The organism is Winkia neuii subsp. neuii DSM 8576 (genome assembly GCF_000420405.1).
Lineage (GTDB): Bacteria > Actinomycetota > Actinomycetes > Actinomycetales > Actinomycetaceae > Winkia > Winkia neuii.
Genome location: NZ_ATUW01000011.1, coordinates 1 through 12,573, shown reverse-complemented (window position 1 = coordinate 12,573; position 12,573 = coordinate 1). Strand labels below are relative to the sequence as shown.

Genomic DNA, 12,573 nt, shown 5'->3' with positions numbered 1-12,573 from the left:
TATTTTCTGTGGGACCGGTGTTAGCGGTTTTCGATCTCTAGTTCAGGCTACAATGACCTTGGGCCCATATTCTTCTAGCTGTTCAATTTGCTGGCGGGAAGTTTTCGAATCCACTACTACCGTGTCCACTTCGCGCAGTGAACCAAAGTTGTGAAGCGCCCGCCTAGCAAATTTCGTGTGGTCTAATAGCAGAATTGTTCTTTCAGCAGATCGCATCATCGCCGCTTTGATCGCTGCTACGTCAGCGTAGGGGTGGAATAGCTGATCATTGCGTATCCCAGAAGCAGAGATTAGACACAGATCCGCATCCACTTTAGCTAGGGCGGCAGCCGTGGCTGGTCCAAGTGTGGCCTCTGCCCAGCTCTGGTATTCCCCACCTAGAACAAACAGCGAGTTCGTGGGGCGCTCCCGTAGTTCCTGAGCGACAAGCAGAGAGTTCGTCACAACCGACAGTCCCCCCGTTTGCTGCAGTTGCCGGATTGCCCAAATTGCAGATGTAGAATCGTCGATAATAACCGATGCCGAGGCGGGAATCAGCTGCGCGGCGGCCATCCCAATACTCTGTTTAGCTTCTACCTCTTGCGCCATCCGATAGCGGGCGGAAGCTTCGTGCAACCCAGATGCTGTTGCCCTAATGCGGCCGTGCTCGCGGTGGAGAATGCCCGCCTTCTCGAGCACCGAAATATCGCGATAGATAGTCATGACCGACACCCCGCACGTTTCGGCTAGCTCCTCCACCGAGATGTCGCCACGCATGATCACATATTTAGCGATAGTGTCACGCCTTGAAGCCAAATCTGGGGAAATACTAGGCATATACTCCTCCGGGTGCGAGCGGGATACTTACCCCAAGTTTACCTAGACTAGGGCACGCTTTTTATCGACACTGAGAATAAAACAAAAGAGCTCGCCAGCCAGCGAGCTCTTGCGGTACCCCCGACGGGATTTGAACCCGTGTTACCGCCGTGAGAGGGCGGTGTCCTAGGCCGCTAGACGACGGGGGCCTAAAACAACCAAATTGGTTGCTTCGCTGGGGTACCAGGACTCGAACCTAGAACGGATGAACCAGAATCACCTGTGTTGCCAATTACACCATACCCCAATATGATGTTGCCTCCGGTCTCCCGTGGGCACCTCCAAAACTTTACCCAAAGTAGCCCGAATATCCAAACCAAATCAGTGTGTAGCTAATCACGATAACGTTTATGCAGGTGAAACCGCATCTCAAAAGAATAATCCTTTTTCGCGAGCGTTACATTTGCTACCCACTCTCCTGGACCAGAGTTTTCTATATTCTTAGGTGTGGGTAGAAATACATCTAAGGAGGCCTGAATGGGCATTCAAAACACAGAGCCCGAAGATTCGGTAACGCAGCTCACGAAACTACAGGAGAAGCTGACTGCCATGGCCGGGCAAATGCCCGACGGCAACGAGGACCATAATCCCCTAGAACAAATCCTGGGGGGCGACGAAGAAGCGGCCCCCGGAGATTTCTCCGACGAAGCGGACGAGGACGAGAATTGGCCTGAGCGGTAAAACGCACCCCGCCGACCTGTGCGCACCTGCAAGTGGGGCCAATTGGATATGTGCGCAATGAAAAGAGGGCGACGCTATTGCGCCGCCCTCTTTAGCTCACTTGACGATGATTACGTGTAGCGTTCTTGGACCGTGCACTCCATCGACTCTAACGAGCTCGATGTCGGAGGTTGCGGATGGGCCAGCAATCCAGGTTATAGGACGCTGGGGATGCTTCCCGAGTTCGTCTACGGCCTGCGGGACGGTGGGAAATACTTCTTTCGCCTGCACCAGCACTACGTGTTTGTCGGGGACCAAGGTGATAGCGCGTCGCCCTTGGTCATCGGTACCGTCGAGCAAGATAGTGCCCGTGTGCGAAACCGCGCAGCGCGAGGCGGTTAGCACGGCGTCAACTTCGTTTAGCTCGCGGTGGGTGAGCTGGCTGCCAGGCTCGTCCACTTTCACGTCACCCGGTACGGCCTGAATCCAGTCGGGTTTGAGGCCCGGCGGTACTACCACTACCTTGTCGCCCTCCAAAGCCTTAGCAATGGCCTGTGGAACGTCTTTTTCCGAGACCACGTCGACACTGGCGTTGTAGTCTTCCAGAGCGTCGACGAACACGTCTATCACGGAGTCAGAACCGGGGGCGTGTGCCCCGGTACGGTTGTAGTTACGCGGCACTTCGGGCGCAGTTATTTGGCTCTTTTCGAGTGCTCCGCGTACTCGCCGCAGGATTTCGGCCTTGGCTGCCTTATCTTTTTCAGCACGATTAGCCACTAGTTGTCACCTTTCTGGTTTTCTTTCCACCAGCCGCGGAATGTTTGCGAGGGCGGGGCAGGAACGTCGTGGACTTTGGTCCATTTGGCCGCTACCGGCAAAGGTAAGTGCCCAATCCGACCGGATTTTCCGCCGAGGGCATGCCCCAGGGTGGCTAGGTTTCCGGCCTGTTCCATAAGCTTGCCCGAAGACATCACCTTGGACATGGCTTTCATTGAAAGGTCCCACCCGTTTGGGAGCGAATGCCTATGGGCGTCTTGGTAACGACGCCGATTTTCGACGATGATCCCCGGCAGATCAATGTGCACCGGGCATGCTTCTGCACAGGCATTGCACAGTGAGCAGGCAAATGGCAGCGTCGAATCTGGATCGTCGTGCTCAAAGGCGGTCTTCAGCTGGGGAGTAAGGCAAATACCAATTGGGCCAGGGTAGACCGAATTGTAGGCATGTCCCCCCACGTTTTCATATACGGGGCAAATGTTCAGACAGGCTCCGCACCGGATGCATGAGAGGGCTTCGTGGGCCACTTCGTCGGCCAACAGTTTGGTGCGGCCGTTGTCGAGCAGGATTACGTGCACCTCCTGGGGGCCGTCGTTGGGGGTCACCCCGGTCCACATTGAGGTGTACGGGTTCATCCTTTCCCCGGTAGCAGACCTGGGCAGGAGTTGGCTGAAAATCTCGGCATCTTGGAAGGTTGGAACGATCTTTTCGATGCCAACTACCGAAATAAGAGTGTCGGGAAGGGTCAGGCACATGCGTCCGTTGCCTTCGGACTCATATACAGACAGTGTTCCCGTTTCGGCCACAGCCATGTTCGATCCTGACACAGCTAGCGTAGAGGACAAGAATTTCTCGCGCAGGTGGGCGCGTGCTGCCATGGTGAGTTCCCGCGGCTCAGTCGAGATGTCGGCGGGAATATTTTCCATCTTCTCTTTGAAGATCTCGCGGACTTCGGAACGGTTGCGGTGGATTGCGGGCACCACCACGTGCGAGGGCATATCCTCGCCCAGCTGAACGATCATTTCGGCGAGGTCAGTTTCCCAGGCCTTGATTCCCCGGTCTGCAAGGTATTCGTTCAGGTTTATTTCCTGGGTGGCCATCGACTTGACCTTGACGATCTCGTTTAAGCCCTTTTCGTCAATTAGTTCTTTGACGATCTCGCAGGCTTCCTGCCCGTCCCTAGCCCAATGCACGATGCCGCCACGAGCAGTGAAGTTTTTCTCGAACTCTTCGAGCAGTTCAGGAAGATTGGCCTGGGTTCGCTGTTTTACCGCTGAGGCCGCAAGCCGCAGTTGCTCCCAATCGGGCATCTCGTCTACGCGAGTTTGCCGTTTGTTTCGAATAGCCGTGGTGGCATGGCGGATGTTGCGCCGAAGCTGTGAGTTAGCAAGCTGTTTCTTAGAGGACTCTTCGAAGTATTCCCCCCACCTAAGCGGGTCGTCAGGAATGTCGGCCCCAGGGCTCCAGGCGTGAACCGGCTTTGCTTCTTGTTCTTTTTTCTTCCTCAACATTTCTTGGAGCATTACGCACCGACCTTTGTTGTTGTAGCGGGAGCAGTCCACGGATCATCAGCAGTGGGAGCAAGCACCTCGGCTAGGTGCATTACTCGCAACCCTGATTGGTTACGCGAGAGCCCACCGCCAATGTGCATCAGGCAAGAGTAGTCCCCGGCTACTAGCACTTCAGCACCGGTAGCCATGGCGTTAGACATTTTCTTTGCGAGCATAGCTGCGGAAACGTCGGGGTTCTTGAGCGAGAAGGTGCCTCCGAAGCCACAGCATGATTTCTCGTCAGGGAGGCGCACGAATTCGAGCCCCTCAACATTTTGCAGCAGCTTGTATGGCTTGTCCCCCACCTTCGCGATACGTAGCGAGTGGCAGGTGGGATGGTAGGTGACCTTGTGCGGGAAGTAGGCACCAACATCTTCGAGTCCCAGCACATCTACTAGCAGTTCGGAAAGCTCGTAGGTGTGGGCGGCAATCTGAGAGGCCTTACGTGCCAGCTCTGAATCGTCTAGAGCGTTAGCTACGGTTTCCTGCTGGTGGCGTAGCGAGCCTGTGCAGGACCCCGAGGGAACCACGATGGCATCCCATTCCCCGTCGAGAACTGGCGAGAAGGTCCGGACATGGTTTTCGATTAGAGGCATAGCTTCGTTGTAGTAGCCGGTGTTTATGTGCATCTGCCCACAACAGCCCTGGGTTTCGGGAAACACCACCTCGTGTCCAAGACGTTGCAATAAATGCACTGTGGCCTGTGATGCCTGCGGAAACATTACGTCCGAGATACACGTGGCAAAAAGTGCTATTTTCACCAGTTTTCCTTTCTTTACGGTGGGCTAGCCCAACAGCGAGCTAATGCCTACAAGTAGCGCTAGAACTACTAAGAGAGATATCGAGATTGGCAGTGCCTTTTGGAGCAGTTTCGGTTCGGAGTTCGGTTCCCCTACCGCTCCGGCTGCAATTGTTAGGTTCTGCGGGGAAATGATCTTTCCTAGACCGCCCCCAATAGTATTTGCTCCGAGCAGCAAGGACGGGTCGGCTCCCACTGAGTGGGCCGCAGTGGCCTGCAGGTCCGCAAAGAGCGCATTAGCTGAGGTTGCAGACCCAGTGACGGCTGTGCCCAGCCAGCCGAGTACCGGAGAAATGAAGGCGAAGGCTGCCCCTGTTCCGGCCATCCATGCACCAATTACTGCAGTTTGTCCCGAGAAGTTCATGACGTAGGCGAGCGCCATAACTGTAGCGATAGTGAGGATCGAGATCCGCAGCGAATAGATGGTGCTGAACAGGGTTTTTACGCCCTCTTTAAAGGTGAAGGGGTATTTGCCTTGCGAAGAGTTAAGCGCGTAGATAGCGGCCACTATGAGGGCGGTCAGCGCAATCAGCGTTCCCGGAGAGGAGATCCATTGCAAAGTGAACTGGGTTCCTCCTACAGGCTTTCCGCTCTTGGCAAGGAGGTTTCCGTCCAGTCCAGGCCAACCGAATTTGAGGTCGGTGGAAGCAAGTAGGGCGGGAATGTCGACTCCTAGACGCCACAGCTTAGCGAGGGCGAATACGACCACCACGAGCCAATACGGCATGAGTGCAAGTACTGCGCGCGAGGCAGTGAGATCCACGCTCGTGCCGGTATGGGCGTCCTCGGGAGTGTTGGGGTGCCACACCTGCATTAGCGCAGTGACGGCGGCAAATCCGAGTAGGGACGCTAGGACTGCGGTCAGTTCGTAGGAGAAGTACCCTGCAGCCCAGAAATGACCTAGGGCCGTGACGACGCCCGATATTAACGCGGCGGGCCATAGCTGCTTGAGCCCACGTTTGCCGTCTAGCAGCAAAAGCAGCAAAAACGGCATGAAGAGGGCGAGCAGAGGAGTTAAGTGGCTCATTTGGGTTGCTACCTCCGTGGCTTTTGCTCCTCCGAGGCGGCCCGCAGTGGTGACCGGGATTGCCATGGCCCCGTAGCCAACGCTGATTGCGTTGCCAGTAATAGTGACCACCGCGGCCTTCATCGGCTTCAGCCCGATAGCGACGAGCATGGCGGCAACAATAGCTACGGGGGCACCAAAGCCTGCCAGGCCTTCCAGCAGACCGCAGAAGCTGAAGGCAATAATCAGCGCTTGCACGCGCCGGTCTCCGCGCCCAACCAGGTTGAACGTAGCGCGCACGTCCTCGCCTCTACCGCTTTCGACCGTGAGGTTGTAGAGCCACACCGCGGCAATAATGATGTACAAAATAGGCATGAAACCAAATGCCAGCCCCTGGGTTGCTGACAGCAAAGCCAGGGTGAGCGGCATTTTAAATGCCCCCCATGCCAAAACGATTGAAGCTGCCAATGAGATGAGGGCACACCAGTGCGTCTTCACTTTAAAAGCTCCAAGCAGGACAAAAAAGATAGCTAAAGGAGCCAGCCCCACTAAAGCAGAAAGAAATAGAGAGCCCAACACCGGGCTATCAGGGGCGGTGAACGTCGACGCTGTCTCTACCAAGTCAAAACCATCCTAGTTAGTGACCGTTAGGCCGTAAGTCTTACGTTGGAAAAGTACCGCAGCTTGAATAAAGCGCCACATTCACGAGTGTCTACGCAGGTCGAGGCCGGATAATGAAAACACTCTAACCCTATTAAAGGGACTTAAGTGTTACGTAATAGCGATCCGCCAGCAAGCGGTCGAAGATTGCCACTTTGCGGCCCCATTCCGGGGCTCACAAAGCTGGCGCTACCCGCAAAATACACATTTTCAGGCATGAAAAAAGTCGGAGGAGTACGCCAGCAGCACCCCTCCGACTTAGAAATGTTATTTACGCAACATTTGCGCGCACTGGTTGAGCCTGCGCAGAGTTTCCTCGCGGCCAAGTATCACCATCGAGTTGAAAACCGGAATCGAAGCGTTGGTTCCCGTAATTGCTACAAACAACGGCCCGAAAGCAATACGAGGCTTCAGTTCTAGGCCCTCGATAATCGACTTAGTGAGCGCTTCGTGAATGCCGTCGACTGTGTAGTCTGACTCAGGCAACGATTCAATAGTCTTAGCTGCCTCCTCCAACACCTGCGGGGCCGAATCCTTAAGCTTGCGCACGGCTTTCGGGTTGTAGTCGAGTTCAGAGCTCTCTACGAACAAGAAGCGCAGCAAATCCACGCCCTCACCCAACAACTGGATACGAGTTTGTGCCAATGGGGCCGCCTGTCCAAGCAGGTAGCGCTCACGCTCAGACAATTCCTCCCACGAATCTGCCGACACCACCTGCCCCTTGTGCAGGTAAGGCACCAAACGCGAACGGAAATCTTCGACCTCGAGTCTGCGAATGTGCTCGGCATTAATGGCCGTGCACTTCTTCTGGTCAAAGCGAGCCGGATTTGGGTTGACATCGTGGATGTCGAATGCCTCCACCATTTCGTCTTTGTCAAAGATGTCGCGGTCCGGGGCTATCGACCAGCCCAACAATGCTAGGTAGTTGAGCAACCCTTCGGGGAGCATTCCCGCCTCGCGGTGCAACAGTAGGTTGGATTCGGGATCGCGCTTGGAGAGCTTCTTGTTGCCCTCGCCCATCACGTAGGGCAGGTGGCCAAACTCAGGAATGCGTTCGGCAATACCGAGGTCCATGAGAGCCCGGTACATGACGATCTGCCTTGGCGTCGAAGAGAGGATGTCCTCGCCGCGCAGGATGTGAGTGATCTTCATGAGGGCGTCGTCAATCGGATTGACCAGAGGGTAAAGCGGGTCGCCGTTTGCCCTAAGAATCACGTAGTCGGGAACACTACCGGCCTTGAACGTAATTTCGCCGCGCACAAGGTCGGTAAAGGTAATGTCCTCGTCGGGCATGCGCATGCGATAAACCGGCTTGCGCCCTTCGGCCCTGAAAGCAGCAATCTGCTCGTCGGTGAGGTTGCGGTCGTAGCCATCGTATCCTAGCTTCGGAGGGCGGCCGGCCGCCTTGTGCCGCTCCTCGATTTCTTGCGGAGTGGAGTAGGACTCGTAGGCGTAGCCTGCATCGATGAGCTTCTTGGCAACGTCTTTGTAGATGTCCATCCGCTCGGATTGGCGGTAGGGCGCATGCGGCCCCCCTACCCCGATGCCCTCGTCCCAGTCGAGGCCCATCCATTTTAGAGAGTCGATAATCTGGTCAAAGGATTCCTGGCTGTCGCGAGCCGCATCGGTATCTTCGATGCGGAACAAGAAGGTGCCGCCCGTGTGGCGCGCGTAGGCCCAGTTGAATAAGCACGTACGCACCATTCCCACGTGGGGAGTGCCGGTCGGAGAAGGACAAAAACGAACGCGAACATCACTGCCTGTCGCTGGCGCTTTTTCAATGCTCATAGTGCCTCTACCCTACCGCTAACGGCGCCCATCTTCGAACCACGCTTCGGCCTAGTTGCACCAAAGAATCGGCTTTGGTTGATAATGGGGAAAATAGCCCAGGTCTATTTATCTAGGGGTGGATTGCCATGTCATATTCCGAATTCGCAAAAAGAATGGATTCTTTGTCTATCGAGGTTCTGCGTCGGCGCGCTACTAAGAAGTGGGCGATGCGCTTAGACGGGCAGCTTCTTGACGGAGCTTGGATTGCCGAGGCCGATTTTGGCACCGCCCCCGAGGTTGAGGCAGCGCTCTCAAAAGCAATCGCGAACAACTTTCTCGGCTACATGCCTTCCTGGCTGGTAGAAAGAACTCTACACGAGTGTTGTCGATTTCAAGGCGAAGAATTTGGCTTTGAGATTGCCGAGGAGTGCTTTGGCATTGCCCCCAACGTACTTTCGGTATTGCATCAAACGATTGAAGTTCTGACTGATCCTGGCACGCCGGTGATCGTCCCCACCCCCGCATACATGCCTTTTTTGTCGATTCCCGGCCTGCATAATCGCGAGGTTATAGAAATCCCCTCCCCCGTCTCACCGCAGGGACGCTACCAGTTAGATCTGGGAGCTATTGCCGAGGCCTTCGCCCGGGGCGCCCAGTTGCTCGTGCTGTGCAACCCTTGGAATCCTACTGGGCAGACTTTCACTTCTTCCGAGTTGGCGGCACTCGCGGAGGTTCTTTCGCACTCAAAGAAGGCACTGGTATTCAGTGACGAGATTCATTCCCCCCTTATTCTGCCGGGCAACAGACACGTTCCTTTTGCCTCCGTGTCTGCCCTCACTGCTTCCCGGACGGTCACTGCCACTGCGGCCTCGAAAGGTTGGAATATTCCGGGGCTGAACTGTGCCCAGTGGTACGTAGTAGATCCTCTGTTGCGCGAGCGTTTCGCGCCCGCAGCCGAAAAACTTTCCGAGGGCGCCACCCCGCTTGGAGCTCTAGCGGCCACTGTGGCTTATTCGAACGGGCGCCCGTGGCTAAACGACCTCGTTGCGTACGTGGCGAAAAACGCCTCCCACCTGCAGCGTCTACTTGCTAACTCCGATACGAAGTTGCACTTTAGTACGCCCCAAGCTACCTACTTGAGCTGGTTCGACGCCAGCGCCTACCAGGTGGAAGATCCGGCGGCTCAGATTGCCGCGCGAGGGCGAGTGGCAGTAAACGCGGGGAGCACGCTAGGGAAGGACTATTCCCAGTTCTTCCGCTTCAATCTAGCCAGCCCTACCAACGTACTTGAAGACATGGCTAAGAGAGTTATCGCGTCCTTCTAGCAGCCTACGATTCGCTCCCTGCCAACGCCTCATTCTCGGCGGCAGGGAGCGAAATCGGCTACCGGCGCAACACTTGGTTACGCAAGGTGCCAATATTTTCGATCTGACACTCCACTACGTCGCCTGCCTCTAGTGGCCCTGCCCCGGCCGGGGTCCCAGTTAGGATTATGTCGCCGGGCAGGAGGGTAAATACGCTAGAAACGTACGAGACGAGCGCGCGCACGGAAAAGCGCATTTGAGAGGTGTTTGCGCTCTGGCGCAGTTGCCCATTTACTCGGCATTCGATCTGCAGGTTGTCTGGGTCTAGCTTAGGATCAACAGCGATCCAGGGACCAAGAGGGCAGGAGGTATCCCAACCTTTGGCACGAGTCCACTGCCCATCGGCGCGCTGGGCGTCGCGGGCGGTGCAATCGTTTGCCACCGTGTACCCCATGATTACGTCGTCTACCTGAGCTTCAGGGACATCCTTTGCCAACGCCTTGATTACCACGGCAAGCTCGGCCTCATGTTCGACCTCGTTAGAAAACTTGGGCAATACGATAGGGTCGTCGGGGCCAATTACCGAAGTATTTGGCTTTGTAAATAGCACCGGATCCGCCATTGGCTCTGGCGTCTGTGCGGCGTGGTCGGGGTAATTCTGCCCAACCCCCACTACTTTTGAGCGGGGAATGACCGGCGAGAGGAAACGCGCCTCTTCCATAGGAATAAGTTGGCCCGACGGTTCGACTTTAGAAAAGAGCGGATCATTTTTGAGGGCGACGATCTGTTTCGCGTCGTCCTCGAAAACCCCGTACAGCGGATTATCCCCTGTAGAAAAACGCGCTACCTTCATTTTGTCTCTTTCAGTTCGTGGCTTTCTGCTTCCATTTGGGCCCACGATTCTGCGTGGCCCCCTTTAACATGCCACACTGAGGTGGGAAGTTCACCCGGCATATATGGGTTGTCGAGGGACTGAAATTCTGGAATTTTCCCTGCCTTCAGCTGCGCCTGGTAGTCCTTGAGAGCACCCAGCGACCATTTACCTAGCAGCAGAATCGCAACCAAATTCACTATGGTCATTAGTGCGGTAGCCCAATCGGCTATAGACCACACCGCAGCTAGCGGCAGAACGGCGCCCAGGGCAGTAGCGAAAATAACCAGAAGTTTTAGTGGCAGGGTGCCGCGCCCCAGCCCAGCTATAAATCTGTAGTTAGTTTCCGCATAGGTGTAATTTCCGAGGATTGTGGAGTAGCCGAAGCAAATCATCATAGCCATCACCAAAATGGCTACTACAGATTCTACGTGTCCTGCTCCACCTAAGGTGGTCACCAAAGAGGAAGAGGTGAGTGCGGTGCCGTCGAGGTTTTCGCTTCGGTTGGGATCCCAGAAGGGCTCGGACATCAAGATAATGAATCCGGTGGAAGTGCAGACCAGCATAGTATCTACGAACACGCCGAGCGCCTGGACCATCCCCTGTGTAACCGGATGCGAAACCGTAGCTGTGGCTGCTGCGTTAGGGGCAGATCCCATACCGGCCTCATTGGTGAACAACCCACGTTTGATACCGGTAGTAATTGCCGCAATGAATGCCCCTGTGGCACCGGCTACGGCAGGGGGCACATAGCTGCCCTGTCCGAAGGCTCCAGAGAAGATCTCGCTAAACACGGAAGGGATGCGCTGCCAGTTCAGCGCCATCACCAAAAGACCCATGAACACATACAGTAGGGCCATTGCGGGGGCCAGCACCTCTGAGAATCGAGCGATGGGTTTGACTCCCCCGAGTACCAACGGCATAGTCATCAAGATTAATACCAGAGCGCTTACCCACGGCGGGACGCCAAACGAAACATGGGCGAGCTGGCTAATTGAGTTCGACTGGATCATTTCAAAGGAAAAGCCGTAGGCGAAAATCAACAGAATCGAGAAAATAATTCCCCAGCCCCTAGTGCCGAGCCCCCGCTGGATGTAGTAGGCGGGACCACCGCGGAAGGTGCCGTCGCCGTTGCGGACTTTAAAAAGTTGAGCCAAGGTTGCCTCGATAAACGCAGTGACCATACCTACTGCTGCAACTATCCACATCCAAAATACGGCACCCGGTCCGCCCGCTACTACAGCCAGAGCAACCCCGGCAATAGAACCGGTGCCTACTCGATCAGCCAGTCCGATCGCAAAAGCTTGGAATGAAGAGATGCCTCCTTTGGCGCCGCCGCGGGAGCCCAGAATGACCTTGACCATGTGCGGGAACAGGCGGATCTGCATAAAGCGAGAGCGAATGGTAAAGACTATGCCGGTACCGAGCAGTAAAACGATCAGGACCCAGACTATCGAGTGCCCGTAGACGTTATCTAGGAAACCAGCTATCGACTCGTTGATTTTGATGAAGCTGTCGTAGAAACTGCCGGGTTTAGCGGAATTATCCACACTGGGTCCTCTCGGTTACGCAACCAATAGCTTTTGCCAATACTGGTTAAAGGTAACCCCAAGAATACCTTTGAGTGAAATCTATTTTCACCAAACGCTTGGAAAAGCTCGCCGCTAGGGGCTCTACCAGCACCTATGAGTGAAACATTAAAACTCCTGTCGGTTCGGGTACTACTGACCATGCTGGCAGGTCTACTCGTGATGGTTAGCATCGAGGAACGGGACACCTGGCTGGGTAGGTCCAGCGAACCCGTCAAAAGAAGACCCGGCCTTTTCAATTAGTTTTCTACATCTGCCTGTTTTGACAAGCCCCTGTTCTTTGCCCCTTGGCCATCTCCACCAAACCTCTCCCGCCCGCACGCCAGCCTATATTACGAATGAATAGCGCCAATCAACCCATAGCATTTGGCTTTAGCTTGCTTTGTTAGTGGTTGTTATTTTTTGAGGGTTGGGTGGGTGGTTTTGGTTAACGGTTGGTGAATGGGGGGTTGTTTTTGGGTGTATTTGGCCTTGGGGGGCTGTTGTGGGGTTTTGGGGGTGGTTAGGGTTGGTTTTGGGTCGGTGGTTTGGCCGGCTGTTTTGTAGGTTTGAGTTTTTTGTGTTGGGAGCTTTTTATGGCGAACATGAATGTTACTTATGCGGAGTTGGAGCAGGTTGCTTCGCAGTTGCAGTCTGGTCAGGGTGAGCTTGAGGGTATTTTGGCTAAGTTGCAGTCGTTGGTGGAGCAGTTGGTTTCTGCTGGTTTTCAGACTGATCAGGCTTCTGGTGCTT

12 protein-coding genes and 2 tRNA genes are annotated in these 12,573 nt (G+C 55.2%); 4 read left to right on the top strand and 10 right to left on the bottom strand.

From position 1 onward, the window contains the following. Positions 1-42: 42 nt before the first annotated feature. From G437_RS0109080 to G437_RS0109070, 3 genes are all read right to left on the bottom strand, one after another. The gene (locus tag G437_RS0109080) at positions 43-816 is read right to left on the bottom strand and encodes a DeoR/GlpR family DNA-binding transcription regulator (RefSeq protein ID WP_024332245.1); all 774 of its coding nucleotides are present in this window, start codon (positions 814-816) and stop codon (positions 43-45) included. Between the two features lie 115 nt (positions 817-931). Further along, positions 932-1,004, bottom strand: a tRNA-Glu gene (locus G437_RS0109075). Between the two features lie 26 nt (positions 1,005-1,030). Further along, positions 1,031-1,102: transfer RNA gene (locus G437_RS0109070), tRNA-Gln, on the bottom strand. A 230-nt stretch (positions 1,103-1,332) separates the two neighbouring features. Between G437_RS0109070 and G437_RS0109065 the strand changes: the two genes are divergently transcribed. Then, on the top strand, positions 1,333-1,536 hold the full coding sequence (locus G437_RS0109065; RefSeq protein WP_024332244.1) for a hypothetical protein: 204 nt from the start codon (positions 1,333-1,335) through the stop codon (positions 1,534-1,536). Positions 1,537-1,632: 96 nt separating this feature from the next. Here G437_RS0109065 and G437_RS0109060 read toward each other — a convergent pair whose 3' ends face one another. The 5 genes from G437_RS0109060 to gltX all read right to left on the bottom strand — a co-directional run bounded on the left by G437_RS0109060 (position 1,633) and on the right by gltX (position 8,095). Further along, positions 1,633-2,292, bottom strand: coding sequence for a LutC/YkgG family protein (locus tag G437_RS0109060; RefSeq protein ID WP_024332243.1), 660 nt, complete (start codon positions 2,290-2,292; stop codon positions 1,633-1,635). After that, complete coding sequence (locus tag G437_RS0109055) at positions 2,292-3,803, bottom strand: LutB/LldF family L-lactate oxidation iron-sulfur protein (RefSeq protein WP_024332242.1); 1,512 nt, start codon at positions 3,801-3,803, stop codon at positions 2,292-2,294. Before G437_RS0109055 ends, G437_RS0109060 begins: the two co-directional genes overlap by 1 nt. An 11-nt stretch (positions 3,804-3,814) precedes the next feature. Beyond that, a complete protein-coding gene (locus tag G437_RS0109050; RefSeq protein WP_024332241.1) occupies positions 3,815-4,603 on the bottom strand; it encodes a (Fe-S)-binding protein in 789 nt (262 codons plus the stop codon). 24 nt (positions 4,604-4,627) lie between these two features. Beyond that, on the bottom strand, positions 4,628-6,268 hold the full coding sequence (locus tag G437_RS0109045; protein ID WP_024332240.1) for an L-lactate permease: 1,641 nt from the start codon (positions 6,266-6,268) through the stop codon (positions 4,628-4,630). Positions 6,269-6,574: 306 nt separating this feature from the next. After that, positions 6,575-8,095: a glutamate--tRNA ligase gene (gene gltX, locus G437_RS0109040; protein WP_231782352.1), complete on the bottom strand. Its 1,521-nt coding sequence runs from the start codon at positions 8,093-8,095 to the stop codon at positions 6,575-6,577. Between the two features lie 128 nt (positions 8,096-8,223). Here gltX and G437_RS0109035 point away from each other — a divergent pair, with 128 nt between their 5' ends. Further along, complete coding sequence (locus G437_RS0109035) at positions 8,224-9,402, top strand: MalY/PatB family protein (RefSeq protein WP_029769531.1); 1,179 nt, start codon at positions 8,224-8,226, stop codon at positions 9,400-9,402. A gap of 58 nt (positions 9,403-9,460) precedes the next feature. Here G437_RS0109035 and G437_RS0109030 read toward each other — a convergent pair whose 3' ends face one another. Together G437_RS0109030 and G437_RS0109025 are read right to left on the bottom strand one after the other, a co-directional pair. Then, entirely contained in the window at positions 9,461-10,234 is a 774-nt protein-coding gene (locus tag G437_RS0109030) for a fumarylacetoacetate hydrolase family protein (RefSeq protein WP_024332237.1), read from the bottom strand. Beyond that, complete coding sequence (locus G437_RS0109025) at positions 10,231-11,802, bottom strand: alanine/glycine:cation symporter family protein (protein ID WP_024332236.1); 1,572 nt, start codon at positions 11,800-11,802, stop codon at positions 10,231-10,233. Before G437_RS0109025 ends, G437_RS0109030 begins: the two co-directional genes overlap by 4 nt. 135 nt (positions 11,803-11,937) lie before the next feature. Between G437_RS0109025 and G437_RS11375 the strand changes: the two genes are divergently transcribed. Continuing rightward, positions 11,938-12,084: a hypothetical protein gene (locus G437_RS11375; protein WP_155845692.1), complete on the top strand. Its 147-nt coding sequence runs from the start codon at positions 11,938-11,940 to the stop codon at positions 12,082-12,084. 332 nt (positions 12,085-12,416) lie between these two features. Continuing rightward, positions 12,417-12,573, top strand: a 157-nt coding sequence (locus G437_RS0109020; RefSeq protein ID WP_024332235.1) for a WXG100 family type VII secretion target, incomplete at its 3' end; no start/stop codon positions are given.